Raw genomic sequence first — 25,729 nt, forward strand, 5'->3', positions numbered from 1 at the left:
TATTCTTCTTCCTTCCTATCTTTGCACATGCCTCAACAAAAAGCCTTAATTATTGGTGCCGGTATAGCCGGAATTGCAACTTCCATTCGGCTTGTGCTAAAAGGCTACCGGGTTGAAGTTTTTGAGGCTAATACTTACCCAGGTGGTAAGCTCACTTCTTTTGAGCAAGACGGTTACCGGTTTGATGCCGGCCCAAGCTTATTTACCATGCCACAGTATGTTGATGAGCTATTCAAGTTAGCCGGTAAAGATCCACGGGCGCATTTCAATTACCAAAAACTGGAGACGGTTTGTCAGTATTTTTACGAGGATGGTACAAGCTTAACTGCTTATGCCGAAGAAGATCAATTAGCAAAATCTGTAGCTGATGCTACCTCAGAACCAGAAAATAGTATTCGACGCTTTCTGCAATACAGCAAACGAATTTACGATGTGACCAATCACGTATTTCTTGAAAAATCATTACATCGTTTAAGAACCTATTTCAATCTTAAAACTTCCTTATCGGTATTAAGGCTTTTCCAGATTGATGCCTTGCGCACCATGAACAACGCCAATCAAAGCTTTTTCAAGGATAAGCGTATGGTGCAGTTCTTTAATCGGTATGCAACCTATAATGGGTCAAACCCATATAGAGCCCCGGCAACCCTAAACGTAATTCCTCATTTGGAGCAGCATTATGGTGCATGGTTTCCGCAAGGCGGTATGCAGGCGATTACTGATAGCCTGGTTAGCCTGGCCGAATCTTTAGGCGTAAAGTTTCATTACCAATCGCCGGTAGAGGAAATATTGCTTAAAGGTAGGCGAGCAGTTGGTGTTCAAGTGAATGGCGAGATTATGAAGGGAGACATTTTGGTATCTAACATGGATGTTTGGTTCACGTACAAAAAGCTGTTAAGTAATCAGCAAAAGCTTCATCCGCGCAAAATATTACAGCAGGAGCGAAGCAGCTCTGCATTAATATTTTACTGGGGAATTAAAAAAAGCTTCCCGAAACTCGATCTTCATAACATCTTCTTCAGTGCAGACTATCGGGAAGAGTTTAGTCAGATCTGGCAGCAAAAAACAATTGGTAATGACCCTACGGTATATGTGAACATCAGTTCTAAATATAAACAAGACGATGCACCCGAAGGACAAGAAAATTGGTTCGTCATGATTAACGTTCCTGCAAACAGCGGACAGGATTGGGACGTTTTGATTGAAGAAGCCAGGCAAAATATCATCAGTAAGCTAAGCCGTTTGTTAAAGGAAGATGTAGCTGCATTGATAACCTGCGAAAGTATATTGGATCCGCGAAGCATAGAGGGAAAAACATCATCGTACCAGGGTTCGCTTTATGGTACCAGCTCAAACAATAGGTTCGCGGCATTTTTACGCCATGCAAACCGGTCGAACAAAGTTAAAAACCTTTATTTCTGTGGGGGGAGTGTCCATCCCGGAGGCGGAATACCTCTGGCATTGCTCTCGGCAAAAATTGTGAGTGAATGGGTATAACAGAGTCCAGAAATGAGAGGCCAGAGACGAGAAACCAGTGATGAGAATCTTATATTTCAATTCTTATTTTTTGCATCTAAGCCTTATCTTGCCTCTCCATGATTGAGCCTAAGAAAAACACTCTGATTGCTTCGTTTTTTCACCGCTATATACTGCGTATCGTTAAAAAAAACTTTCAGGCTGTTAATTTTAATCAGGTGAATATTAATGCGGACAAGTCGGTGCTTTTGCTGCCTAATCATTATAGCTGGTGGGACGGCTTTTTGATATATTATTTAAACGCGGTGTACTTAAAAAAGAAGTTCCATGTGATGATACTGGAGCAAACAGGTAAAAAATTCTTTTTTATGAAATATCTGGGGGCTTATACGGTCAATAAAGGCTCAAAAGATGTAATTACCTCACTTGAATACACCGCAAAGCTTTTACAAGACCCCCAAAACCTGGTGCTCATCTTTCCACAGGGGACATTGTATTCAAATTTTACGGATGATATTAAATTTCAAAATGGATTATCGCGGGTAATAAAACAGGCAGCGGGTGCATTTCAAACCCTTTTTGCTGTAAGCTTTATGGAAACATTACAGTACAAAAAGCCTTTGGTAAATATTAACTTGCAGCTGCATGCAGATCACGTTATGGACATGGAAACTTTAAAGAAAAGTTTTCAGGAGTATTATAGTCAGTGCAAACTTGCACAAGGTAAAATCGTTGTATAAAGGTGGTTATTCTTCTTTCTGTCATCTTCTTTTTCATCATCCTCCGTTTCGCGGTTACACTATTCAACTTTGTATCAAATCCAAAGCTGCGCCGTGTTACCAAAAGGTATGATGACAAAGTTTCCATCTTAATCCCCGCACGTAATGAGGCAGGAAGAATATTAAACCTGCTGGAATCTATAGCAGAACAGGAATACAGCAATTACGAGGTGATCATTCTTGATGACAATTCGGAGGATCATACTTATGAATTGTGCAATGATTTTGCAGCGAGCCATGAGAAGTTTAGAGTTATCAAAGGGCAGCAGCTTCCTAAAGGCTGGCTTGGGAAAAACTACGCCTGCTACCAGTTAGCAAGACTGGCAACAGGTAAGTATTTGTTGTTTCTGGATGCTGACGAAGAAATTGAAAACGGACTTATCAATAGTTCTGTACACCGCATGCACGTAAATAACCTGGCTTTGCTTAGCTTATTCACCGACCAGGTAATGGTAACCTTTGGCGAGAAAGTGGTAGTGCCGTTAATGCATTATATACTGCTTAACCTGTTACCAATACGGCTGATTTATTTATCTAAAAATCCTGCATTTTCTGCTGCAAGTGGACAATTCATGATGTTTGATGCTGCGGAATATCACCATCGCCAATGGCACGAAATGGTTAAAGACAAGGTGGTAGAAGATATCGAAATTATGCGGCAGGTAAAAACCAATAGGTTAAAAGGCGAAGCAATTTTAGCCAATGGCATGATCAGTTGCCGCATGTACAATAGCTACAATGAAGCCATTGAAGGCTTTAGCAAAAACTTTCTGGCACCGTTTAATTACAGCATCCCTGGCTTTATGCTTTATATACTGTTGCTGATAGGTGGCCCTTTGATTGTAATTGCTACTTTGAATCTGCAATTAATATTTTTTATGTGCGGTATTATTGTTTTAGGCCGTACCATGATCTCATTTTTATCAGGGCAAAGCGACAGGATTAATACCTTCCTGCATCCGCTGCAAATGTTAAGCCTCGTGGTTATTGCCGTTAGCGCTATACAAAAACAACTTACTAAAACCAATACATGGAAAGGCCGGCGCGTTTAAATAAAAATATTGCAATAGCAATTATCGTATTATTTCATGCAGTAGGGTTGTTCGGGCTAATGATGCCTGCATTCCAATCGTCTTTTTTGAGGATAGTTCCATTTCACTTATTGCTGATGTTCGTGGTGATTCTATTAAGTCATGATAGCCCTAATGCCAAATTTATAAGCTTTGCGTTAATTGTTTATCTGCTTGGTTTTATTGCAGAATGGGTTGGCGTGCATAAAAACTGGATCTTTGGCAATTATAATTATGGTAAAACATTGGGCGTAAAGTTGTGGGATATCCCTTTAACTATTGGGCTTAATTGGTTTATGCTGGTTTATGCAGCAGGGGTTACCATGCAATATAGCACCTTAAAAAATAAATGGCTGCGTATCATTCTGGGTTCAATCTTATTGGTGCTGCTCGATTTTTTGATCGAACCGGTAGCCATGCGGTTTGATTACTGGCAATGGTTAGATAATATCGTTCCTCTTAAAAACTACCTGGGCTGGTTTGCAGTAGGTGCCTTGATGCTATTTCTGTTCGAGCAGTTTAAATTTAAAAAACAAATCTGGGTAGCTCCGCTGTTATTGGCAGTACAGTTTTTATTTTTTCTGATACTGGCTAATACTGACGTAGCCATGTAATACAATTATCAACTTTTGCAGTAACTTTGCATTATGGGCGAATATAATTTGCAAGTGACTATAGACCAGGATTCTGGTTTTTGCTTTGGTGTTGTTTATGCAATTGACATGGCCGAAGAAATACTTGGAGAACAAGGCTATTTATATTGCCTGGGCGATATTGTGCATAACGATGAAGAAGTGGAGCGCCTTAAAGCAAAAGGTTTGCGCATTATAGATCATGAGCAACTGAAGGAACTGCGCAACGAAAAGGTGTTGATTCGTGCCCACGGTGAAGCGCCGGAAACTTACAGGATGGCACTTGAAAATAATATTATGCTGATCGATGCTTCATGCCCGGTAGTGCTAAAACTGCAAAACCGTATTAAAACATCGCATGATGGTCAGGAGAAGATATTAATTTTCGGTAAGCATGGCCACGCTGAAGTAATAGGCTTACAAGGTCAAACCAACAACGAAGCATTGGTATTCCAGGATTTAGCCGAGTTAGATGGTGTTGAATTGCCGTCTAAGTTTACGCTCTATAGCCAGACCACCAAAAGCACCGATAAATTTTACGCTATTAAGAATGAACTGTTAGGCCGGGGCTACGAGGTAAAAGCAAATGATACCATCTGCCGCCAGGTATCAAACCGTGATAAGGACCTCAATAAATTTGTTGTCCAGTTTGATAAGATCGTCTTTGTGTCGGGCAAAAAATCCTCTAACGGTAAGGTATTATTTGAAGTTTGTAAGAAGCATAACCCCAATACCTATTTCATTTCGTCAGTAGAAGAATTGCATCCGGAAATGTTTAGCCCTAACGATACTGTAGGCATTGCAGGGGCAACATCAACACCAATGTGGCTAATGCAAAACGTTAAAGATGCTTTAGAAAAGTATTAGCGGCTAGTCTCCCCCCTAAATAAATAAAATTTACGCTGCAATTTACTGTCTTTTAATTGGTATGAGTGATATAAATTATCAGGTAAGGCCTTCATCATTTAAATCATCAGGGGTAATCGTTGCAATTATTGTGATCGGCTGTTGGATGGTATCTACTATATTGCTAATGCGCTGGCATTTTAGCTGGTCTAATCCACTGGTATATCTGTGTATATTATTGCAGATGCACTTGTATACCGGGTTATTTATCACTGCGCATGATGCCATGCATGGCACGGTATCACCAAATCCAGCCGTAAACAAAGCTATAGGTTATATTACTACATTTCTTTATGCAGCGTTCTGGTATCCTAAACTGTTAAAAAAGCATCACATGCACCACAGGCATGTACATACTGCCGATGACCCGGATTATCATGAAGGTAAATTCTGGTCATGGTATATCAGGTTTATACGTAATTATCTTTCTATATGGCAGGTGGTGTTTATGGCCGCTTTATTTAATGTGCTTAAGATATGGGTTCCGCAGCAAAACCTGTTGCTATTTTGGGTAGCACCATCATTGCTAAGTACGCTGCAACTATTTTATTTTGGTACTTACCAGCCGCATAAAGGTGAGCACGATAACCTGCATCAGTCGCGCACGCAAAGTAAGAACCATTTAGCGGCATTTTTCAGCTGCTACTTCTTTGGCTATCATTATGAACATCATGCCTCGCCGGGTACCCCGTGGTGGAGGTTGTGGAGAATGAAGTAAAGGGAAGGTTCAAGAGTCAAAAATCAGGATCAAGAGGTAATAGAAAATAATGTGATGGAGTAATTACACTCGATTGATACTCCCGCGCTTTAAACCACAATACTTTATATTATTTTTGCACTTCAATTATGGCTAAAAAAGGAATATTACTGGTAAACTTAGGCACACCAGACAGCCCCTCAACGGCTGATGTACGTAAATATTTAGGCGAATTTTTAATGGATGGGCGGGTGATTGATGTTAACCCGGTATTACGCACTTTTTTGGTTAAGGGTATCATCGTCCCTTTCCGCAGCCCTAAATCAGCCAAGCTTTATAAAGAGATCTGGTCTGAGCAAACAGGTTCGCCCTTGTTATACTACAGTATTCTTCAGCAAAAACTTTTGCAGGAAAAACTTGGCAACGGTTACCATGTCGAACTGGCTATGCGTTACCAAAGCCCCTCAATAGAAGAAGCATTAGACAGATTGAAAAAAGGTTTGGTTGAAAGCATACAGGTGATACCGCTTTTCCCTCAGTATGCCTCAGCAAGTACAGGTTCGGTTATTGAAAAGGTAATGAACCTGGTTAAGGAGTGGCAAACCATACCTGATATATCGTTTGTAAACTCATTCCACAATCATCCTTTGATGATTAAAAACTTTGCCGAGAACAGCAAAAAGTATGGGCACGAGAATTATGACCATGTGCTGTTCAGCTTTCACGGCTTGCCACAGCGCCAACTGATCAAATGCGACCATACGGGCAAGTATTGCCAAAAAGTGGAAGGCTGCTGCAATACCTTAAACGATGTCAATAAATTCTGCTACTCGGCTCAATCACATGATACGGCACACCTGATAGCTAAAGAATTAGGCTTACCAAAAGAAAAATATACCATCTGTTTCCAGTCGCGTTTAGGTAACGATCCCTGGGTGCAACCTTACACCAGCGAGATCATTACTAAGCTCGCTGCCGAAGGCAAAAAGAGACTATTGGTATTTTGCCCTGCGTTTGTTGCTGATTGCCTTGAAACCGTTTATGAGGTTACAGAAGAATATGGCAGCGAGTTTAAACATCTGGGTGGCGAGCATGTACAACTGGTGGAAAGCCTTAACGATTCGCCTTTGTTTATCGACCTTTTAGAGGACCTGGTAATCAATAAATAAGCAGCTAACCAATCTTATTTAAAATAGCAGCCGTAGCGCCGGTATTTTCCTGCACGTATTGTTTGATCTTTTTTGAGGCAAGCTCGCGGTAAGTAGTGTCGTTGATGAAAAGATCTGCTGCGTTATTAAGTGCTTCCTGATTGTTGATGCTGATGCCAGCTTTAAGCGCTATAAGATCGCGGGCTTCTTTAAACTTCTGGTATTTTGGTCCGAAAATAACGGGCAGGCCAAAAGCTGCTGCTTCGAGCGTATTATGTATACCTACGCCAAAGCCGCCACCTATATAGGCAATCTCTCCGTATTGATACAAAGAAGATAGCATACCAATATTATCTATTACCAACACCTGGTTTTTGCTGGCCAACTGCTCGTTAGCAGATAACGTTGAAAAGCGTATGGTTCGATCTGATGGCAGCAGTTTTATAAGGGATTCTATTTTATCCTCACCAACTTCATGCGGAGCAAAGATGAATTTCCATTGCGGATATCTATTAATTAAAGCGGCGAGTAATTGTTCATCCTGAGGCCAGGTACTACCTGCAATAAACACCGGGTAATTATTTTTAAATAAATGAATAAGCGGTAATTCATTCGGATGGTTAGCGTTCGCCCACACACGATCAAAGCGTGTATCTCCATTTACAGTTACATTATTAAAGCCTATGCTGCCCAGTAATGATTTTGAGTTTTCGTCCTGCACAAAAAAATGGTTGACCATGCCGAGCATTTGCCTGTACAGGCTGCCGTACCATTTAAAAAATATCTGATCCTGTCTGAAAATACTGGAGATCATATATACAGGAATATCTTTTTTATGCAGCACATTGAAGAAATGATACCAGTACTCATACTTGGTAAATATGGCCATTTGCGGCTTTATCGTATTGATGAATTCAGCAGCATTTGTAGCGGTGTCAAGCGGGAGGTAGTAAACAGCATCGGCAAGCGGTGTGTTTTTCCTGATCTCATACCCCGATGGAGAGAAAAAAGTAATCACAACAGGCACACCGGGTTTGCGCTTTTTTATCGCTTCCACTACCGGCCTTCCCTGCTCAAATTCGCCAAGCGATGCAAAATGAAACCATATGCTGTTATCTTGGTTTTGGATAAGCTGTTGCTTCCTGCCGGCTATCCACAAGGCCGCTTTTTTGTTAAAATTGGCAACCAGACGGATAGCTAAAAAGTATAATTGTATGGCGGTGTTATATAAGAGCAGCATTAAAATGAATTACTTATCTTCGCAAGCAAAAGTAATAATTGATACAATTCAATTGCTACAAGTTTACCTGTCATAACAATTATAATGAAAAAGATTCTGGTAACCGGCGGTTTGGGTTTTATTGGCTCGCATACCGTTGTAGAACTGGTGAATGCCGGTTATGAGCCTGTGATAGTGGATAACCTATCAAACTCGAACATTAAAATTTTAGATCAGCTAACCCATATCATTGGCCGTAGGCCGATATTTCATGAGCTTGATCTTTGCATAGAAAGTGATGTAACCAGCCTGGCTGCTTCTGAGCCGGATGTTATGGGGATCATTCATTTTGCTGCATCAAAAGCAGTAGGCGAATCAGTTGAACTTCCTTTGAAATATTACCGTAACAATTTTTACTCGCTTATTAATATACTCAATGCTTATTATGGTAAGCCGTTAAATTTTGTGTTTTCATCAAGCTGTACGGTTTATGGCCAGCCAGACCAGTTGCCGGTTACGGAAAATGCACCGGTTAAACCCGCAGAATCACCTTATGGTAACACCAAGCAGGTTGCCGAAGAAATTTTGCGCGATATGGTGGCATCGGGTAGTAAATATAAAGTGATCTCGTTACGCTACTTTAACCCCGTTGGTGCGCACGAGACAGCTTTAATTGGTGAATTGCCATTAGGGGTGCCTCAAAATCTGGTGCCATATATCACGCAAACAGCAATTGGCATGCGCGAAAAGGTTACTGTTTATGGCGATACTTATAACACACCCGATGGTAGTGCCATCCGCGATTATATACACGTAGTAGATTTGGCCAAAGCGCACGTTGCTGCACTTAAACTAATGGAGAAAGATGAATTTTCAGGATACGATGTGTTTAACTTAGGTACAGGAAAAGGCAATTCTGTGTTAGAAGTGATTCATGCTTTTGAAGAAACTACCGGTGTTAAGTTACCTTATGTAATTGGCCCTGCACGCGCTGGCGATGTTGAACAGGTATGGGGCGATGTGACCAAATCAACAGAAGTACTTGGCTGGACAGCTGAACTTGACATTAATTCAATGATGGCTTCTGCCTGGGAATGGCAGAAATATATTAGCCAGAATCCCTTATAATTATCTATTGCTATGAAGAAGATCATCATAACAGGTGGCGCTGGTTTTATCGGTTCGCATGTGGTGCGCCGCTTTGTTAAAAATCATCCAGAATACCAGATTATCAACCTGGATAAACTGACTTATGCAGGTAACCTGGCTAACCTGAAAGATATTGAGAACGAGCCTAATTATAAATTTGTAAAAGGAGATATTGTTGACGCTGCCTTTATTCAGAATCTTTTTGATACTGAGCAGCCGGATGCCGTAATTCACCTGGCAGCCGAATCTCACGTTGACCGTTCTATTGTAAACCCACTGGAGTTTGTAATGACTAATGTAATTGGTACGGTTAATTTACTGAACGCAGCCCGCAATACCTGGAAGGGTAAATATGATCAAACCCGTTTTTATCATGTTTCAACCGATGAGGTTTACGGTACTTTGGGTGAGGAAGGCATGTTTACCGAAGAAACTGCTTATGATCCGCATTCTCCATATTCAGCCTCTAAGGCAAGCTCAGATCACTTTGTAAGAGCCTACCAGGATACTTACGGAATGAATACGGTTATTTCTAATTGCTCAAACAATTACGGATCATTTCATTTTCCTGAGAAATTAATTCCGCTGGCTATCCACAATATAAAACAAAATAAACCAGTTCCCGTATACGGTAAAGGTGAGAACGTACGTGATTGGTTGTGGGTAGAGGATCATGCAAGGGCCATAGAGTTAATTTTCCACAAAGCAGAAGCTGGCACTACTTATAATATTGGCGGCCATAATGAGTGGAAAAATATTGACCTGATCCGTTTGCTTTGCAGTATACTTGATAAAAAGCTGGGACGTGCAGAAGGTGAATCAGCAAAACTGATCACTTTTGTTACCGACCGTGCAGGGCATGATCTGAGATACGCCATCGACGCTACAAAATTAAAGAATGAGTTAGGCTGGACACCAAGCGTAACATTTGAAGAGGGTTTGGAGAAGACTGTAGACTGGTTTTTAGCAAATGAAGAATGGCTTAATGATGTAACATCCGGCCATTATCAGCAATATTACCAGGAGCAGTATGCTAACAGGTAGTTATGTTTGGTTTTTTTAAGAAGAAGGAAAAGAAAGAAGTTGGGGAAATAGAGTTTGACTACAGCGAAATTGTAGTTGATATGCACTCGCATGTACTGCCCGGCATTGATGACGGTGCAGAAACTGTAGAAGATTCTATTGTACTGATCAGGAAGATGATGGAGCTGGGAATAAAAAAAATTATTGCCACCCCACATGTCATGATCGATTACTACCGTAACACACCCGAAAGTGTTAATGGTGCGCTTAACCTGCTGAAAGAAAAACTAAAACAAGAGCAGATCAGCATAGATGTCTTTGCAGCTGCAGAGCATTACTTTGACGAAAGTTTTGAAGACCGTATTGCCAACCGTCAGTTTTTAACGATGGGCGATGATTATGTGCTTTTCGAGCTTTCATTTGCTAACAAGCCGCCTAATGTTATTGAGATTATTCAAAAAATGACAGTTGCGGGTTATAAACCAATTCTGGCGCATCCTGAACGTTATAGCTATCTGAGTATTGAAGAAGCTGCCAACATCCGCGAATGGGGATGCCTGTTGCAGCTTAACACGATATCCCTTACAGGTTATTACGGCGCACATATTAAACAGGCTGCCGAGAAATTGATTGATGCAGGCCTGGTAGACCTGATCTCGAGTGACATGCACCACCCACGCCATGCACACGCTTTTGAGAAGGCTTTACGCGAGCCTTATTTTAAAAAGCTTGTAAAAAGCGGGGTATTAAAAAACAAGACATTGTTTGAGCTATAAATAAGAAGGGCAGCTTTTCGCTGCCCTTCTTATTTATATAATTATTCGTATCGTAAGGCCTCAACCGGATCAAGCCGTGATGCTTTTTTCGCCGGGTAAAAACCGGATGCCAGTCCGATAAAGGTACAGATGAAGAGTGCCACCATTAGCCATAACCACGGCACCACAAAATGCCCGCTGATTTGAATGGCTATGAGGTTACCTACTGCCATACCTAATATAATACCGCCTATACAGCCAATAATACAAATCACGATAGCTTCTATCAAAAACTGTTTACGTATAATAGCCGGTGTAGCGCCTATGGCTTTACGTACACCTATCTCGCGGGTACGTTCGGTAACAGAAACCAGCATAATATTCATTAAGCCAATAGCTGCACCTAAAAGCGTAATAATGCCTACGGCAAATCCTGCAACGGTTATACCGGCCAGCTGACCAGCTAACTGCTGCTGTATAGAATCGCTGCGGGTGATTTCAAAGTTGTCATCCTGGCCTATGCGCAGTCCCCTGATATTGCGGAATGCAGCGGTAGCCTCGCCTATAGTACCTTCTAATGCGCCCGGGTTATTCACCATTACGCCGATGGTAAAAGAGGGATTAGGGTTGGTGGTAATCTGCTTGGCTTTAAATACCGGAATGATACAAACCTTGTCGCCACCAAAACCTGCGCTTGAGCCTTTGGGCGTAAGCAAACCTACAATACGGTATTTATTTGAACCAATAAGCACCAGCTTATTTATGGGATCGCTGTTTTTAAAAAGGCGTTGTTTGATCTCGTCGCCAATGATCACCACGTTTGATCCGTGCTCAACCTCTGATGATGAAAAGTTACGGCCTGCTGCTAATTTATAACCCCCGGTTAGCAGGTAATTCTCGTCAGCGCCCAATACAGATATATTGGGGTTGGTTTTTACATCGCCATATTTGGCAATGGCCGCAAAAGAAGCGTATGAATTAATAGAGATTAAAACAGGTAATTTAAAGGTGTTTTTAAAGCGGACAGCTTCGTCATAACGTATAGCCTTGTAATATTTACGCTGACCACCGTTGCCAAATACAATGCCCGAACCGCGGTTACGGATGGTGAAAGAATTGGCACCCATACTGGCAAAGGCATCATTAGTATATTGTTTAATACCCTCTATAGCGGTAAGTATACCCACCAGGGCCATAATGCCTATCGCTATAATAAGTGCAGTGAGCGATGTACGCAACCGGTTCCCGCTGATAGATTGCAGGGCAATAGCCACATTTTCTTTGAAACTGGTTTGTACAGGCATGCTATAAAGTTAAAAATATTTGGGATTTAGACACCGGTATGTTTCGCTTTGTTACACAGGTTTGGGTATATTCTTTAAAGAAACTTATTAAAATCTAATTACGTATAAAAGTAAACTACTAACTGACTTATTTTACTGAAACCAAATCTTATCCAATGAAAAAGCTTTTCTTTTCAATTGCTTTATTCCTGTTTGTATTAAATGCTTCGGCTCAACAGGTAACTCAGGCAAAAACTAATGATAATATTACTGTTGTTGATTCTTCGGGAATGGTATATCCGGCATTAGCCTGGAGAAAGTTATTAAGCTCAGGCGATTATAAATTGATGTTTGCCAAATCAGATGATGCTGCTATTAAAAAGTACTTTATTGTTAAAATGTCTGAAAAGGAGAAAGAAGAATGGTTGGCTCGCTTGCCTAAGCCTGTACGGAGCGAACAGTTTAAAGAAGGAGACAAGTTCTATCCTTTTAAAGACAGGGACCTTAATGGCGAAAAAATCGATCTGAAATTTTGGGCCGGTAAAGTAATTGTGCTTAATTTTTGGTTCATCGGTTGCCCGCCATGCCGTGCCGAAATCCCTGATCTTGACAGGATAGCTACACAATATAAAGACAACAAGGATGTAATATTTGTAGCCATTGCTTTGGATGAAGGCTACGATGTTAAAGATTTTATAAAGCAAAACCCACTAAGCTACCACCTATTAAGCAGCGGCCGTTACCTGGCTCAAAAGTATGGTGTAAATCTATATCCTACTAATGTGGTAATTAACCGCGATGGAAAGGTTGCTTACTCAAGCCAGGGTGGCAGTCCGGCAAATCCCGGCTGGATAAAGAAAACAATAAATGAGGCATTAGCTTCACCTGTTACTGTTAATACGACAACGGCTGCACAGTAACACTGCGCAGCCGTTGCATAAACTAAAAGCAATATCTTTTATACAGAGAATGATGTGCCGCAGCCGCAAGTGCTGGCAGCATTAGGGTTATTAAACGTGAAACCACGGGCGTTTAATCCGTCCTGGAAATCAATCTGCATACCGGCAAGGTACAAGCCATGTGCTTTATGCATATACACCTTTACACCATTGATTATATATTCCTGGTCGCCGTCTTTTTTCTGGTCAAAACCTAATATATAGTTCATGCCAGCGCAGCCGCCGCCTTCAACGCCTACACGTAATCCGAAGTCGTCGGCAATTTCTTGCTGATCAATCAATTTGTTAATTTCTTTTACTGCACCTTCGGTAAAGGTTACAGGGGCAATGGCAGTTTCAACAACAGTACTCATCTTTTAATTTTAATTACCTACACAAATATAACTTAAAATGCAGATTTTTGTTATCCGTTCCATACAAATGACCTTTATATAACACTAATGCTTTCGCTTAATTACATTTTAGATATTATTAAATTGACTATAGCCGGTATTGGCGTTGTTTGGGTAGCATTTTATTTATTAAAGCCATATCTGGAAAGGTCTGAAAGCTTACAATTGCTCGAATTTAAAAAAGCAACCAGTACACAAACCTTGCCTTTGCGCCTGCAGGCTTATGAGCGGCTGATCTTATTGATTGACCGCATTAACCCTGCGAATCTGTTAATAAGATTGAGTGCATCCGGCTATACAGCTGCTGAACTACATGTACTTGTTTTAGCTGAGGTTAGAAACGAGTTTCAGCATAATATAACACAACAGATTTATGTAAGTCCTGAAGCCTGGGTTGTTGCCAAAAAAATTAAAGATGATACCATTACGCTGATAAATAATGTATTTAAAAGCCTGCCAGCTGATGCATCGGGATTGGATGCGAGCAAAATGATGCTCGCTCATCTGGGCGGGCTTGAGGATAATCCTTATGATATTGCATCAAACATGATCAAGAAGGACCTTGAAAAGTTATTTTAACTATGGGGGATAAAAGGTTTACCACATCGGGTATAGAGATCAAGCCTGTTTACGAAGGCGAAGGAAGTGAAGCACCAGGCCAGTTTCCTTATACGAGGGGGATACAGCCCGACATGTACCGGGGTAAGCTTTGGACCATGCGCCAATACGCGGGGTTTTCTACAGCCGAAGAGTCAAATAAACGTTATCATTTCCTGTTAAGCCAGGGCACTACGGGTTTATCCGTAGCGTTTGACCTGCCTACGCAAATTGGTTATGATTCGGATCATGAACTGGCAGAAGGAGAAGTGGGTAAAGTTGGTGTAGCTATTGACTCGCTAAAAGACATGGAAATATTGTTTGACGGCATTAAGCTGCAGGATATTACCACTTCCATGACTATTAATGCCACGGCAAGTATTTTGTTAGCCATGTATATTGCTTTGGCAAAAAAGCAGGGCGCAGATATTAAGCAGATATCTGGCACTATACAAAACGATATATTAAAGGAATACGCCGCACGCGGCACATATATCTATCCGCCGGGACCATCTATGCGGTTGATAACCGACATATTTGAGTATTGTAGTACCGAAGTACCCAAGTGGAACACCATATCTATATCTGGCTATCACATACGTGAAGCAGGATCAACCGCCGTGCAGGAGCTGGCCTTTACACTTGCCAATGGCAAAGCCTATTTACAGGCAGCTTTAAGCAAGGGTTTGGATATAAATGTATTTGCAAAAAGGCTTTCGTTCTTTTTTAATTGCCATAACAACTTTTTTGAAGAGATAGCCAAGTTCAGGGCTGCCCGCCGTATGTGGGCAAACATTACCAAGTCGCTTGGCGCTACTGACCCTTCTGCGCAAAAGCTGAGATTCCATACCCAAACCGGCGGATCTACCTTAACGGCACAGCAGCCGCTCAATAATATTGTGAGGGTAAGTAACCAGGCGCTGGCAGCTGTATTAGGCGGTACGCAATCATTACATACCAATGGTTATGACGAGGCGCTTTCTTTACCAACGCAGCAAGCCGCTAAAATAGCTTTGCGTACCCAGCAGATCATTGCTTTTGAAAGCGGGGTAACAGATACTGTTGATCCATTGGCAGGGTCTTATTTTATAGAGGCTTTAACTGACGAGCTGGAAGCCGCCGCACAATTATATATAGATAAGATTGACGCCATGGGCGGTTCGGTAAAAGCCATTGAACAGGATTATATGCAGCAGGAGATTGCAGCTTCGGCCTATCTTTATCAAAACGAGATTGAAAAAGGTGAGCGCATTCTGGTTGGTGTAAATAAGTTTACCGAAAAGGAAGAACCGCTTGCTGAAGTTTTCAGGGTTGATGATAGTATCCGAGCGCATCAGATCGAAAAGTTAAGGCAACTGCGCGAACAAAGAGACAACTATCAAGTAGCAGTTGCATTAAGTAATTTAAAACAAGCTGCGCAAGGATCTATAAATCTGATGCCATACATCTTAACGGCGGTAGAAAGCTATGCAACGCTTGGCGAAATTTCAGACGTAATGCGTGAAGTTTTCGGCGAATATTGATGATTTTGGAAAGCGAAACCATGTGCATATTGCTTACAATAATTTGCTTAAAAGTAAATAGCGATTTTAATTATTTTTTTTCTGACTGTAAAATAAGCACTTAAAAACTAACTGATTTTTACTCCAAAACACTTTCCTTTTACAGCGGTTTATCCATCGAAAAATGAGCTGTTTTTATTAACGTAAGTTATTAACAACTGTTAATTGTTAATAACAACGTGAAATCACCTTAAAGATGTCATTAAAGTAAAATATTGAGCGTTACAATTAAATACTGTTTTTTAATTCGGTTCAAAAAGTGCTTTTAGTGCTTATAAAGTCACATTTTTTAGTTCTTTATAACATAAAAATGATGTTAAGCAAATTTAAATTTTAATTTTTTTATTCGTTTTTTTTGCGAATATTCGATGTTCCGTAGCGGGCTGAAAGTAAGATTTGCTTTAAGCTATAAATCAATATATTAGTAGAAACTGTATGGAAAAAACTTGTACTAACGTGTGGAATAACTGTCTTCAGATCATTAAAGACAATATACCGGCACAGAGCTATAAAACATGGTTCGAGCCTATAAAAGCTTTAAGGATTGAGGGGAGTGTATTAACCATACAGGTACCCAGTTTATTCTTTTATGAGTGGCTTGAAGAGCACTATGTTGGGTTGCTGCGTAAAACCATTAAAAAACAATTGGGTGAAGACGGACGTTTAGAATATAATATTGTTGTAGAACAATCGTCTTCAAGTAAGCCGTATACCACTAACATGCCATCAAATGGTAACGGCGCTGAAGCAAAGAATCAGTCAATGCCGATCCCGATTTCCATAAATAAGGACATTAAGAACCCGTTTGTAATACCTGGTTTAAAGAAACTGCATGTTGATCCGCAGTTGAACCAGAATTATACCTTCGAAAACTTTGTAGAGGGTGATTGCAACCGTCTTGCCCGCTCTGCAGGTTATGCGGTGGCCGCAAAACCGGGTGGTACTTCCTTCAATCCGTTAATGATATACGGCGGCGTAGGTTTGGGTAAAACCCACCTGGCACAGGCCATTGGTAACGAGATTAAACGCACCCTGCCTGATAAGTTGGTATTATATGTATCGTGCGAGAAGTTTACACAGCAATTTGTTGATGCTTTAAAGCATAATAATATAAATGACTTTGTTAATTTTTACCAGGCTATTGATGTACTGATCATGGATGATGTACACAACTTTGCAGGTAAAGAGAAAACACAGGACTTCTTCTTCCATATCTTCAATCACCTGCACCAGTCGGGCAGGCAGCTGATCATTACATCTGATAAAGCGCCTAAAGATTTAGCTGGTTTAGAGGAGCGTCTGTTATCCCGTTTCAAATGGGGGCTTTCTGCAGATTTGCAGATCCCTGATCTGGAGACACGTATGGCTATCCTCAAAAACAAAATCTACCAGGATGGTATCGAGTTATCAAATGATGTAATTGAATACGTTGCTCATAATATAGATAACAACGTACGCGAGCTGGAAGGTGCTATGGTATCATTGCTGGCACAGTCAACCCTTAACCGTAAGGAGATTGACCTGAACCTGGCTAAGCAGATGCTGAAGAACTTCGTGAAAAACTCTACCAAAGAGATTTCCATGGAGTATATACAAAGCCTGGTTTGCGAATACTTTGAGGTGCCGATTGATATGCTGAAATCACAAACCCGTAAACGCGAGATTGTACAGGCCCGTCAAATATCAATGTACCTGGCAAAAGCACATACAAAAAGTTCGCTTAAAACAATAGGCCATTTCTTTGGCGGCCGCGACCACTCAACCGTAATCTACGCCTGCCAAACAGTAGAAGACCTTATTGATACCGATAAGAAATTTAAAGGCTACGTAGCTGATATCCAAAAGAAACTGAAAATGTCTTAATCAATTATAAGCCAAACAGAGAGCCCCGCAATTGCGGGGCTTTTTAGTTTAATAGAGATTTCATGTTGTTATTGCGATGATGTTCTGATAAATCAGAACGAAGAAGCAATCCCCATAATGCATTGTTATATGAGATTGCTTAGTACTTTGCAATGCGTGGCTTTTAGTTCGTAATAGTATCAGTTAAAATTTTATTTAAGCTTTTTTTTCAAGCCTTTTAATAGAATCAATCAAAGGTTCTGAATAGTTAAAAATCTCGTCAATTGATTGTATTTCATATTTTACTTCTTTTTTATTTTCGTCAAGTACAACCAAGTACTTTTTATTGTTGAGATAAAGTCGGCAAATGGTTTTGCGGTTGTTGTCATCTAAGAGAATAGCAAAATAGGATTGGGCATCTCTATAAACAATTCTCCTGTGATCAACAAATTGCCTCAAAATTGATTTTACAATTAGAAATCCTTCTAACTCTTCATCGGTGGTAACGATATTAGCTAATGAGCTTTCAGGATTCTCCTCAATTTTAACTGCCTCCTGCTCATCTTTCTCTTTTTCTTGATTTAAGGCAGATTTTAGTCTATCACTAATAGTTTCGCTTATTAGCTGGTTAAAAGATTTTTTAATGATTGGTGTAAATTGCTCTTTAACTTTTGCTGTAATTGCTCCTGGATATACTTGCTTAGTGAAAAAAGCGACAAAGTTTTCTGACGGCGCATTTATTTCTCTTGTGAGCAGGGCTTTTAATTCATTAAGGTACTTTAATTCACTTGCAGTATTAGTAATGTTCTCAACATCAAAATAAGATTTATGAAACTTCTTTAGTTCCAATATCTCAGTGTCTTTAATCTCGGAAAGTTTAAATTCAAAAAATGGTGTCGAATCCATTTTATTCTTATCCACTAAATCGGTATAGAAACGATACACCATGCCATTTGACAGTAAGCCAAACTTAGCAGAAGTCGTGTGAAAATATCGGAATAGCTGTGAATTATGTGGATCTAAGTTTTCTAAGTGGTGCTTGCACTCTATTAAGATAGCAGGCTCGCCATCTTTCATAATAGCATAATCAACTTTTTCGCCCTTCTTTATTCCTATGTCAGCAATAAATTCTGGATTAACCTCAAAAGGATTAAACACATCATATCCCATTATTTGAATAAAAGGCATAATTAATGCATTCTTGGTTGCTTCCTCAGTTTGAATTTGTGGCAGCATTTTTTCGGCACGTGCTGCCAGCTGCAATATTTGATCTTTAAAATCCATCATGTGATTGGTTTAGTACATCCTAAAATAATCACAATGTTTTGATTAATCAAATTATTACAATACCCCCAACTTTAACAACGCATAAAAAATCGTAGTGCAATGTAAGGCCTGCGGTATTTGGTGGCTAAGTAACAGTTGTTTTAATTCATCAATGGTGTATTCTTCGATGATGATCTCCTCATGCTCATCCAGTGATTGGCCTGCTACTTTTTTACCGCCTTGTGCCAGGTAGCAATAAGTAACGTTATTACCTGTGGATGGATTGGCATATATAGCAGTAAGTAATTCTATATTGTCAAATTCGTAACCTGTTTCTTCTAACAGTTCACGTTTAATAGCATGTTCGGGTGCTTCATCGCCATCTATTACACCGCCGGGTATTTCCAATGAAACAATCTCTGCCGCATGACGATATTGGCGTACCATCACTACTTTACCTTCTTCGGTTATGGCAACGGCATTTACCCAGTTAGGATATTCTAATACATAATAGTCGTTTTTGATGCGGCCATCGGGCATTTCGCAAATATCACGGCGTAAAGTTGCCCATGCACTTTTATAAACGTATGTAGATGATAGTTTTTTCCAGGTTAAATCTCTCATAGAATTTAGAATACAGAATGTAGAATAATGAATATCGAAAAGGTCTGTTTAATGATCAATAAAAAAATGCTGAATAAGAATAGATATTAATTCGATATTCTTTATTCAGCATTCAATATTTTATTGGCTTAACTACCAGCTTCCGCTGCTGCCGCCACCGCCGAAGCTACCACCGCCGAAGCCTCCGAAACCGCCTCCGCCAGAGCTGCCACCTCCGCCACCAGAGAATCCTCCCCAGTCACGCCCGCCACTACCGCCACGGCCAAGCATGTTGCCGGCTAAAAACCACCATAGTGGACTGGCTCCTCCGCGGCTGCCAATAATATGGCCACCGCCACCACCACCGCCTTTGCGGAAAATCAGGACAAGCACTACGATAATAATGATAATAATCACACCGGCGCTGCCCCCATCTTTCTGTTTTTTCTTTTTAGCAGTAGGGTCGGCCTTGTACTCGCCTTTCATGTACTTCATTATATCATCAGTTGCCTTATCCAAACCTGCATAGTAATCCTGCTGTTTAAAATTAGGCTTGATATCCTGTTGTATGATCTGCTGCGTAATCGCATCAGGCAATGCGCCTTCTGCACCGTAGCCGGTTTGTATAGTTACCTTGCGATCGTTAAGGGCTACCAGTACAAGTATACCGTTGTTTTTACCTTTTTGGCCAATGCCCCAGTTACGGCCAAGCATGGTTCCGTATTCGTCAATATCATAATCGCCGACAGATTTAATAAGTACTACCGCTATTTGTGTAGAGGTTGAATCATTAAAGGCAACCAGCTTATTTTCCAACTGCTGTTTGTCTCCGTCTGATAAAGTATTGGTAAAGTCGGCTACTAAAGTGTTTGGTTTTGGAGGGAAGTCCTGAGACCATGCAAAGGTGCAGGTGAGCAGCAGGCCAAAAACCAGCAATAATTTTTTGAACATAGTAATAGGGTTAGTTGCCATCCATAAAGGCGATATCGTCCGAAAGTTCGTTTGTGTCATCGCTTTGGTATGGGAAATATTTTTTAAGCTGTTGCCCGGCTAAAGTAAGCCCGGTAACAATACCTTCAACAAGGTCGCCTTTTTTAAAGTGGTTCAGCATGGCTTCTTTGGTTGCATCCCAAAAATCGGCGGGTACAACGGAGTTAATACCCGCATCGCCAATAATGGCAAACTTACGGTCGACAGTAGCCAGGTAAATCAATACACCATTGCGCTGTTTGGTTTTTTCCATATCCAGCTCAAAGAAATATTTAGCGGCACGGTCAAGCACATCTTCGCTGCATGTTTTTTCAATACATACCCTGAGTTCGCCCGATGTATTTTTTTCAGCTGCTTCAACGGCACTGCGTATCTGAAGCTGTTCTTCGTCATTAAAAACTGCCATACCTTGAGGTAATTTTGAGTGAGTGAATTACTGAATGATGAATTAATAAAAGAACTTATATTCAGTCCCTCACTAATTCACTCATTCAGTAATTGTTATTTTTAGAATTCTACTTTCGGTGCGTTCTGTGCGTTAGCCTCTGCCTGGAAGTAACCTTTTGGTGCAAAGCCGAACATTTTGGCAGTAAGGTTAGCCGGGAACTCTCGGATCTTGCTGTTGTATGCCTGTACCGAATTGTTGAAATCCATACGTGCTACGCTAATGCGGTTTTCAGTACCTTCTAATTGTGCCTGTAAAGCTGTAAAGTTTTCATTAGCTTTTAGGTTAGGATAGTTTTCTGATGCTACCAGTAATCGGCCCAAAGCTGTACTTAGCTGGCCTTGTGCCTGTTGGTATTTTTGTACAGTTTCAGGTGTTAGCTTGGTTGGGTCAACCTGTATAGAAGTTGCTTTTGCGCGGGCTTCGGTTACTGCCGTTAGCGTACTTTTTTCAAAATTAGCTACGCCTTTTACAGTAGCAACAAGGTTAGGGATAAGGTCGGCACGGCGCTGATACTGGCTTTGTACGGTTCCCCATTTGGCTTTAGTATCTTCATCCATACGTACAATGCCGTTATAGCTGCATGAACTTAATGACATGGCTGCCACCACTACCAATATTGCTGTGAATAGTCTTTTCATTTTATTAACTGTTATATTTAGTTGAATTTAGCAATTAGATACAAATTGCATACCGTTGTTACATTATCGTAAATGTAATAAGATCTTGGCAATAAAACTATTCGCTTCATAAGCCCTATACGCTATATTTGGGCATGATTAATAAGTTTCTGCCTATAACGTTGCTATTTTATGGCGCAACCGCCTTTGCACAATCCGCTAAAAATGACAAACTGACACCATACGTTAAACCAATAATTGGTACGCAACGTATGGGGCATACCTATCCGGGTGCTACAGTGCCTTTCGGTATGGTACAACTAAGCCCTGAAACCGATACCATCACCTATGATCAAAATGGTAAATACAATCCTGATGTGTATAAGTATTGCGCAGGTTACCAGTATGATGATAAAACGATTGTCGGCTTCAGCCACACGCATTTTAGCGGTACCGGACACTCTGACTTAGGCGATATTTTGATAATGCCCACTGTCGGGAAATTACAGTTAAACCCGGGGACGGCATCAAATCCTGCCGGTGGTTACCGTTCTACCTTTTCGCATCAGAACGAAATAGCAGAAGCTAATTATTACAAGGTAAAACTTGACAAAAATAATATTACTGCGGAGCTAACTACCACCACACGTGTTGGTATGCACCAGTACACTTTTCCGAAATCTAACCAGGCGCATATCATATTAGATATGGTAGCCGGCATTTATAATTATCCGGAAAAAAATGTTTGGACCTACCTGCGTGTGCTGAATGACAGTACCGTTATTGGCTATCGCCAGACTAACGGATGGGCACGTACACGTAGCTTATATTTTGCTTTATCATTCTCAAAACCATTTATTGCGCATGGTTTCAAGAACTTTACCAGCGGAAGCGTTTACCGCGGGTTCTGGGGTAAGTTTAACCAGACCAAAAACTTCCCGGAAACTGCCGGAAAGCAGATCAAGGCATGGTTTGATTTCAATACGGCCGAAGGAGAGAAGATCGATTTGAAAGTGGCATTATCGCCTGTGAGTATGGAAAATGCTTTGGCTAATATGAAAGCTGAAGCACCGGGCTGGGATTTTAATAAGATCAGGGAAGCAGGACAACAACAATGGGAAGAGCAATTGCACCGTATTGTGATACAATCAAAAAGTCGCGCTGAAAAGGAGAACTTTTATACCGGTATGTACCACGCTATGATCAACCCTACTATATATATGGATGTCAACGGTGATTATAAAGGCCTTGACCAGAACGTACATCATGCCGAGGGATTTACAAATTACACTACTTTCTCTTTGTGGGATACTTACCGCGCTTTGCATCCGCTGTTTAATATCATAGAAACCAAACGCAATGCAGACATGGTTAAATCAATGCTGAAACATTATGAGCAAAGCCCTGAGCACATGTTACCGGTTTGGTCAAATTCGGGCAACGAAAACTGGTGCATGAGCGGTTACCATGCTGTGGCTGTTTTAGCTGATGCTGCTATAAAAGGTAACGGCGATTTTGACAAAAATGAAGCCCTTGAAGCATGTGTTGCTACGGCACGTCACCGCGATTATGAAGGTATAGGCGAATATATAGACAGGGGTTACATACCTGATGAGCGCAGTGCAGTCTCGGTTTCGTCAACCCTGGAATATGCTTATGACGACTGGGCGATTGCGCAATTGGCTAAAAAATTAGGCCGTGATGATATCTATCAGGAGTTTATTAAGCGTTCGCAAAATTACAAGAATGTGTATGACCCTAAAGTTGGCTTTATGCGACCAAAACTGGCAGATGGTACGTTCCGTAAAAACTTTGATCCGCTGACTACCATTAACCAGGGCTTTATTGAGGGTAATGCATGGAACTACACTTTGTTTGCTCCTCAGGATCCAAAAGGGTTGATCGAATTAATGGGGGGTAATAAACGCGTGGTGCGTTACCTGGATTCGCTGTTTACCATGCACCTGCCGGACGAATTTTTTGCAGAGACAGAAGACATTACCCGCGACGGTATTATCGGTAATTATGTACATGGTAACGAGCCAAGCCACCATGTTGCTTATTTATATAACTGGACAGATAAGCCATGGAAAACACAGGAGCGTATCCGCATGATCCTGAAAAAAATGTATGGCCCAACCCCGGATGGTTTAGGCGGTAATGATGATACCGGGCAGATGAGCGCATGGTATATTTTCAGCACACTTGGCTTTTATCCTGTAGCGCCAGGATCGGATGATTACTCCATTGGTAGCCCGGCGATAGACAAGGCAGTTATTAATCTGGAAAATGGTAAAACGTTTTCTATAATTGCCAAAAATCAGAGCGATAAAAACATTTACGTGCAAAAGATTACTTTAAACGGTAAGACACTAAATGTTTTAACTATAAAACACAGCGATATTATGAATGGCGGCGAACTGGTATTTTACATGAGAAGCAGTCATAAGTAGAACGGTCGAGTCAACTGTAGATTGCTTTATTGACATCTATATATGGCATTTTAATTATATTTAATAAAAAATTTAATTAATGCAGTTTTCTGACTTGAACAAAATTAAAGAGGTATTAAGTGAGCTTAACGCAATTGATCTACGTACAGTAGAACTTGATGAAATTTTGTCACTATATGCTCAACTAAGTCAACACGTAGGAATAATTACAGTAATTCCCCAAGGTACTGTTGTAACGCGTGCAGTAAGTTGTAATTATTTGCAGGGTAAAGGGAGTGGTATTCCAAATGAAATTTCTCAAATTTCATATAATCCTAACGCGGCATCTTGTGGTTTTAACAGAGCCAGTTGGGAAGGTAAAACAGCTTTTTACGGCTCAGTGAGAAGTGAGTTTATGGAGCCCTATTATACGTGTGGGTTTGAAGCATTAGGTGATTTAAAAGAATCATCTAATGAAATTGATAAAGAAACATTTGTGATTGGTAAATGGATCGTTAAAAAAGACCTTCAACTTGTTCAAGTATCTGGAAACTTAAAGCACAATGAAAGCCAAGTCATGAAGCGAACTGAAACGTTCAACGAAATGGTTTTGCGATACCCTGATAAAATAGAGCAATTAAAAATGATAGACAATTTTCTTACATCTGAATATTCGAGGGTTGTTGAGAAAACTGCAAAATATAAATATAAACTGTCAGCGGCTTATGCTGAATTTATAAAACATGATAATTGGCCAGGTTTATTGTTTCCTAGTGTTCAAGTAGATGGTGCAGGTACTAATATTGCTTTATTTCCTGAATATGTACACGAGTATTTAGATTTAGAAAGAGCCGCGCTTGTAATTTATTATAAACGCTCAAATGATATTGTTAATGAGTTCGGCATGGAGGCTTTTCCAGAAGGAGAAAGATTAAGATGGGCTGAAATATATAAATATAAACTGCCGCCGGCTATAAGAAAATGGTATAATGGGTTGTCTGATGATGATTCTTTTAAAAAATATATATCTTATGAAGATCTTTGAGAAGAGATATATAATAGCGCAAAGATTCACTAAATTAAAATTTAAAACCAAAGCCCGCTGATAACGGGCTTTGGTTGTTTATATAGTAAGAATAAGTAGCCGAAAGATATTAAGCTGCGTAGCTTGGGTCGCGCTGAATCACTTTCTTCTTCAGGATACCACGTGCGCGGTGCAGGGTAGTGCGCGATAATAATTCTGTAATACCTAACATGCTGCCAATCTCCTGGTGCGAGTAACCTTCAATGGCATACAAATTAAATACAGAGCGGTAATTGCCCGGTAATTGTTGTATCATGCTCAACAGTTCCTGTGTTTCCAGGCGGTTATTGGTTTGCCCGGCACTATAAAATGGTACGCAGTTTTCAGATATTTCCGCAGTCAGCATCATTGGCCTTAGTTTGCGGTAACGTGAAATAGCGCTATGCGTCATGATGCGGCGCATCCAACCTTCAAGGCTGCCTTCGCCACGGTAATTATGTATATTTTTAAAGATCTTGATAAAGCCTTCCTGTAGTACATCCTGTGCCTCGTCACGGTCGGCAGTGTAGCGCATGCATACGGCAAGCATTTTTGGCGCTAACACTCTATATAATAACTCCTGCTGTTTGCGGTCGTTATTTTTGCAACCTTCCCAAATCCTGTTTAAGCTATTTTCAGATATCATGACAATGTATGTTTGATGATCCTACTATGCCAAAATTTCAACCAATTAATTAAATAATTGATAATCAGTGTGTTGATTAAATAATCATAATTTATACTGTTCGTTACCGTACAGTAAGCGTACATGGGCGTACATAAATTGGCTGATACATCAAATGCACTTAGATATCCTTTTC

Annotated in this window: 25 protein-coding genes; 16 read left to right on the forward strand and 9 right to left on the reverse strand. The window is 40.5% G+C overall.

Annotated elements, in window-relative coordinates:
* Window positions 1–27 precede the first annotated feature (27 nt).
* From crtD to hemH, 7 genes are all read left to right on the forward strand, one after another.
* Window positions 28–1,497, forward strand: coding sequence for a 1-hydroxycarotenoid 3,4-desaturase CrtD (gene crtD, locus PQ461_RS04445; RefSeq protein ID WP_274208441.1), 1,470 nt, complete (start codon window positions 28–30; stop codon window positions 1,495–1,497).
* Window positions 1,498–1,595: 98 nt separating this feature from the next.
* A complete protein-coding gene (locus PQ461_RS04450) occupies window positions 1,596–2,216 on the forward strand; it encodes a 1-acyl-sn-glycerol-3-phosphate acyltransferase (protein WP_274208442.1) in 621 nt (206 codons plus the stop codon).
* Between the two features lie 2 nt (window positions 2,217–2,218).
* On the forward strand, window positions 2,219–3,307 hold the full coding sequence (locus PQ461_RS04455; protein WP_274208443.1) for a glycosyltransferase family 2 protein: 1,089 nt from the start codon (window positions 2,219–2,221) through the stop codon (window positions 3,305–3,307).
* Window positions 3,286–3,939: a carotenoid biosynthesis protein gene (locus PQ461_RS04460; RefSeq protein WP_274208444.1), complete on the forward strand. Its 654-nt coding sequence runs from the start codon at window positions 3,286–3,288 to the stop codon at window positions 3,937–3,939. The genes PQ461_RS04455 and PQ461_RS04460 overlap by 22 nt, the downstream gene beginning before the upstream one ends.
* A gap of 33 nt (window positions 3,940–3,972) precedes the next feature.
* A complete protein-coding gene (locus PQ461_RS04465) occupies window positions 3,973–4,824 on the forward strand; it encodes a 4-hydroxy-3-methylbut-2-enyl diphosphate reductase (protein WP_274208445.1) in 852 nt (283 codons plus the stop codon).
* A 61-nt stretch (window positions 4,825–4,885) separates the two neighbouring features.
* Window positions 4,886–5,581, forward strand: a complete 696-nt coding sequence (locus tag PQ461_RS04470; RefSeq protein WP_274208446.1) for a fatty acid desaturase — start codon at window positions 4,886–4,888, stop codon at window positions 5,579–5,581.
* 128 nt (window positions 5,582–5,709) lie between these two features.
* Window positions 5,710–6,729 (forward strand): ferrochelatase, encoded by a 1,020-nt coding sequence (gene hemH, locus PQ461_RS04475; RefSeq protein WP_274208447.1) that lies wholly within the window; start codon window positions 5,710–5,712, stop codon window positions 6,727–6,729.
* Between the two features lie 4 nt (window positions 6,730–6,733).
* On the opposite strand, the gene PQ461_RS04480 is transcribed toward hemH, so the two are convergent.
* Window positions 6,734–7,948 (reverse strand): 3-deoxy-D-manno-octulosonic acid transferase, encoded by a 1,215-nt coding sequence (locus tag PQ461_RS04480; RefSeq protein ID WP_274208448.1) that lies wholly within the window; start codon window positions 7,946–7,948, stop codon window positions 6,734–6,736.
* 84 nt (window positions 7,949–8,032) lie between these two features.
* On the opposite strand from PQ461_RS04480, the gene galE reads away from it, so the two are divergent.
* The 3 genes from galE to PQ461_RS04495 are packed head-to-tail and all read left to right on the forward strand — an operon-like array spanning window position 8,033 to window position 10,875.
* Window positions 8,033–9,055 carry a UDP-glucose 4-epimerase GalE gene (galE, locus tag PQ461_RS04485; RefSeq protein WP_274208449.1) on the forward strand — a complete coding sequence of 341 codons (1,023 nt, stop codon included), beginning with the start codon at window positions 8,033–8,035 and terminating at the stop codon, window positions 9,053–9,055.
* A 12-nt stretch (window positions 9,056–9,067) separates the two neighbouring features.
* On the forward strand, window positions 9,068–10,120 hold the full coding sequence (gene rfbB, locus PQ461_RS04490) for a dTDP-glucose 4,6-dehydratase (protein WP_274208450.1): 1,053 nt from the start codon (window positions 9,068–9,070) through the stop codon (window positions 10,118–10,120).
* A gap of 2 nt (window positions 10,121–10,122) precedes the next feature.
* Window positions 10,123–10,875 (forward strand): tyrosine-protein phosphatase, encoded by a 753-nt coding sequence (locus tag PQ461_RS04495; protein WP_274208451.1) that lies wholly within the window; start codon window positions 10,123–10,125, stop codon window positions 10,873–10,875.
* A 41-nt stretch (window positions 10,876–10,916) separates the two neighbouring features.
* On the opposite strand, the gene PQ461_RS04500 is transcribed toward PQ461_RS04495, so the two are convergent.
* Complete coding sequence (locus PQ461_RS04500) at window positions 10,917–12,158, reverse strand: ABC transporter permease (RefSeq protein ID WP_274208452.1); 1,242 nt, start codon at window positions 12,156–12,158, stop codon at window positions 10,917–10,919.
* 155 nt (window positions 12,159–12,313) lie between these two features.
* Between PQ461_RS04500 and PQ461_RS04505 the strand changes: the two genes are divergently transcribed.
* Window positions 12,314–13,057, forward strand: coding sequence for a TlpA family protein disulfide reductase (locus PQ461_RS04505; RefSeq protein ID WP_274208453.1), 744 nt, complete (start codon window positions 12,314–12,316; stop codon window positions 13,055–13,057).
* Between the two features lie 38 nt (window positions 13,058–13,095).
* Here PQ461_RS04505 and PQ461_RS04510 read toward each other — a convergent pair whose 3' ends face one another.
* On the reverse strand, window positions 13,096–13,449 hold the full coding sequence (locus PQ461_RS04510) for a HesB/IscA family protein (RefSeq protein ID WP_274208454.1): 354 nt from the start codon (window positions 13,447–13,449) through the stop codon (window positions 13,096–13,098).
* An 87-nt stretch (window positions 13,450–13,536) separates the two neighbouring features.
* On the opposite strand from PQ461_RS04510, the gene PQ461_RS04515 reads away from it, so the two are divergent.
* From PQ461_RS04515 to dnaA, 3 genes are all read left to right on the forward strand, one after another.
* Window positions 13,537–14,067, forward strand: coding sequence for a DUF7935 family protein (locus PQ461_RS04515; protein WP_274208455.1), 531 nt, complete (start codon window positions 13,537–13,539; stop codon window positions 14,065–14,067).
* A 2-nt stretch (window positions 14,068–14,069) separates the two neighbouring features.
* On the forward strand, window positions 14,070–15,608 hold the full coding sequence (locus PQ461_RS04520) for an acyl-CoA mutase large subunit family protein (protein ID WP_274208456.1): 1,539 nt from the start codon (window positions 14,070–14,072) through the stop codon (window positions 15,606–15,608).
* A 474-nt stretch (window positions 15,609–16,082) separates the two neighbouring features.
* Window positions 16,083–17,510: a chromosomal replication initiator protein DnaA gene (gene dnaA / locus PQ461_RS04525; RefSeq protein ID WP_274208457.1), complete on the forward strand. Its 1,428-nt coding sequence runs from the start codon at window positions 16,083–16,085 to the stop codon at window positions 17,508–17,510.
* Window positions 17,511–17,705: 195 nt separating this feature from the next.
* On the opposite strand, the gene PQ461_RS04530 is transcribed toward dnaA, so the two are convergent.
* The 5 genes from PQ461_RS04530 to PQ461_RS04550 form a co-directional block, all read right to left on the reverse strand.
* Window positions 17,706–18,776: a type I restriction endonuclease gene (locus PQ461_RS04530; RefSeq protein WP_274208458.1), complete on the reverse strand. Its 1,071-nt coding sequence runs from the start codon at window positions 18,774–18,776 to the stop codon at window positions 17,706–17,708.
* Window positions 18,777–18,830: 54 nt separating this feature from the next.
* Window positions 18,831–19,379: an NUDIX hydrolase gene (locus tag PQ461_RS04535; protein WP_274208459.1), complete on the reverse strand. Its 549-nt coding sequence runs from the start codon at window positions 19,377–19,379 to the stop codon at window positions 18,831–18,833.
* A 132-nt stretch (window positions 19,380–19,511) separates the two neighbouring features.
* Window positions 19,512–20,309, reverse strand: coding sequence for a TPM domain-containing protein (locus PQ461_RS04540; protein ID WP_274208460.1), 798 nt, complete (start codon window positions 20,307–20,309; stop codon window positions 19,512–19,514).
* 10 nt (window positions 20,310–20,319) lie between these two features.
* Entirely contained in the window at window positions 20,320–20,754 is a 435-nt protein-coding gene (locus PQ461_RS04545; protein WP_274208461.1) for a TPM domain-containing protein, read from the reverse strand.
* 101 nt (window positions 20,755–20,855) lie between these two features.
* A complete protein-coding gene (locus tag PQ461_RS04550) occupies window positions 20,856–21,434 on the reverse strand; it encodes a LemA family protein (protein WP_274208462.1) in 579 nt (192 codons plus the stop codon).
* 134 nt (window positions 21,435–21,568) lie between these two features.
* On the opposite strand from PQ461_RS04550, the gene PQ461_RS04555 reads away from it, so the two are divergent.
* Both PQ461_RS04555 and PQ461_RS04560 read left to right on the forward strand, forming a co-directional pair.
* Window positions 21,569–23,866 (forward strand): GH92 family glycosyl hydrolase, encoded by a 2,298-nt coding sequence (locus PQ461_RS04555; RefSeq protein WP_274208463.1) that lies wholly within the window; start codon window positions 21,569–21,571, stop codon window positions 23,864–23,866.
* A gap of 79 nt (window positions 23,867–23,945) precedes the next feature.
* On the forward strand, window positions 23,946–24,890 hold the full coding sequence (locus PQ461_RS04560) for an RES family NAD+ phosphorylase (RefSeq protein ID WP_274208464.1): 945 nt from the start codon (window positions 23,946–23,948) through the stop codon (window positions 24,888–24,890).
* A gap of 109 nt (window positions 24,891–24,999) precedes the next feature.
* Here PQ461_RS04560 and PQ461_RS04565 read toward each other — a convergent pair whose 3' ends face one another.
* Window positions 25,000–25,554 carry an RNA polymerase sigma factor gene (locus PQ461_RS04565; protein ID WP_274208465.1) on the reverse strand — a complete coding sequence of 185 codons (555 nt, stop codon included), beginning with the start codon at window positions 25,552–25,554 and terminating at the stop codon, window positions 25,000–25,002.
* Window positions 25,555–25,729: the final 175 nt, after the last annotated feature.

Origin of the sequence: Mucilaginibacter sp. KACC 22063, assembly GCF_028736115.1 — a bacterium.
Classification (GTDB): Bacteria; Bacteroidota; Bacteroidia; order Sphingobacteriales; family Sphingobacteriaceae; genus Mucilaginibacter.

Bases quoted from the DNA above. Each gene is read 5' to 3' on its own strand.
- PQ461_RS04540 (WP_274208460.1), bottom strand. From the start codon at position 20,309: ATGTTCAAAAAATTATTGCTGGTTTTTGGCCTGCTGCTCACCTGCACC.
- rfbB (WP_274208450.1), top strand. From the start codon at position 9,068: ATGAAGAAGATCATCATAACAGGTGGCGCTGGTTTTATCGGTTCGCAT.
- PQ461_RS04535 (WP_274208459.1), bottom strand. From the start codon at position 19,379: ATGAGAGATTTAACCTGGAAAAAACTATCATCTACATACGTTTATAAA.
- hemH (WP_274208447.1), top strand. From the start codon at position 5,710: ATGGCTAAAAAAGGAATATTACTGGTAAACTTAGGCACACCAGACAGC.
- PQ461_RS04545 (WP_274208461.1), bottom strand. From the start codon at position 20,754: ATGGCAGTTTTTAATGACGAAGAACAGCTTCAGATACGCAGTGCCGTT.
- PQ461_RS04555 (WP_274208463.1), top strand. From the start codon at position 21,569: ATGATTAATAAGTTTCTGCCTATAACGTTGCTATTTTATGGCGCAACC.
- PQ461_RS04530 (WP_274208458.1), bottom strand. From the start codon at position 18,776: ATGATGGATTTTAAAGATCAAATATTGCAGCTGGCAGCACGTGCCGAA.
- PQ461_RS04565 (WP_274208465.1), bottom strand. From the start codon at position 25,554: ATGATATCTGAAAATAGCTTAAACAGGATTTGGGAAGGTTGCAAAAAT.
- dnaA (WP_274208457.1), top strand. From the start codon at position 16,083: ATGGAAAAAACTTGTACTAACGTGTGGAATAACTGTCTTCAGATCATT.
- PQ461_RS04505 (WP_274208453.1), top strand. From the start codon at position 12,314: ATGAAAAAGCTTTTCTTTTCAATTGCTTTATTCCTGTTTGTATTAAAT.
- PQ461_RS04465 (WP_274208445.1), top strand. From the start codon at position 3,973: ATGGGCGAATATAATTTGCAAGTGACTATAGACCAGGATTCTGGTTTT.
- PQ461_RS04470 (WP_274208446.1), top strand. From the start codon at position 4,886: ATGAGTGATATAAATTATCAGGTAAGGCCTTCATCATTTAAATCATCA.
- crtD (WP_274208441.1), top strand. From the start codon at position 28: ATGCCTCAACAAAAAGCCTTAATTATTGGTGCCGGTATAGCCGGAATT.
- PQ461_RS04480 (WP_274208448.1), bottom strand. From the start codon at position 7,948: ATGCTGCTCTTATATAACACCGCCATACAATTATACTTTTTAGCTATC.
- PQ461_RS04500 (WP_274208452.1), bottom strand. From the start codon at position 12,158: ATGCCTGTACAAACCAGTTTCAAAGAAAATGTGGCTATTGCCCTGCAA.
- PQ461_RS04450 (WP_274208442.1), top strand. From the start codon at position 1,596: ATGATTGAGCCTAAGAAAAACACTCTGATTGCTTCGTTTTTTCACCGC.
- galE (WP_274208449.1), top strand. From the start codon at position 8,033: ATGAAAAAGATTCTGGTAACCGGCGGTTTGGGTTTTATTGGCTCGCAT.
- PQ461_RS04495 (WP_274208451.1), top strand. From the start codon at position 10,123: ATGTTTGGTTTTTTTAAGAAGAAGGAAAAGAAAGAAGTTGGGGAAATA.
- PQ461_RS04510 (WP_274208454.1), bottom strand. From the start codon at position 13,449: ATGAGTACTGTTGTTGAAACTGCCATTGCCCCTGTAACCTTTACCGAA.
- PQ461_RS04515 (WP_274208455.1), top strand. From the start codon at position 13,537: ATGCTTTCGCTTAATTACATTTTAGATATTATTAAATTGACTATAGCC.
- PQ461_RS04560 (WP_274208464.1), top strand. From the start codon at position 23,946: ATGCAGTTTTCTGACTTGAACAAAATTAAAGAGGTATTAAGTGAGCTT.
- PQ461_RS04460 (WP_274208444.1), top strand. From the start codon at position 3,286: ATGGAAAGGCCGGCGCGTTTAAATAAAAATATTGCAATAGCAATTATC.
- PQ461_RS04550 (WP_274208462.1), bottom strand. From the start codon at position 21,434: ATGAAAAGACTATTCACAGCAATATTGGTAGTGGTGGCAGCCATGTCA.
- PQ461_RS04520 (WP_274208456.1), top strand. From the start codon at position 14,070: ATGGGGGATAAAAGGTTTACCACATCGGGTATAGAGATCAAGCCTGTT.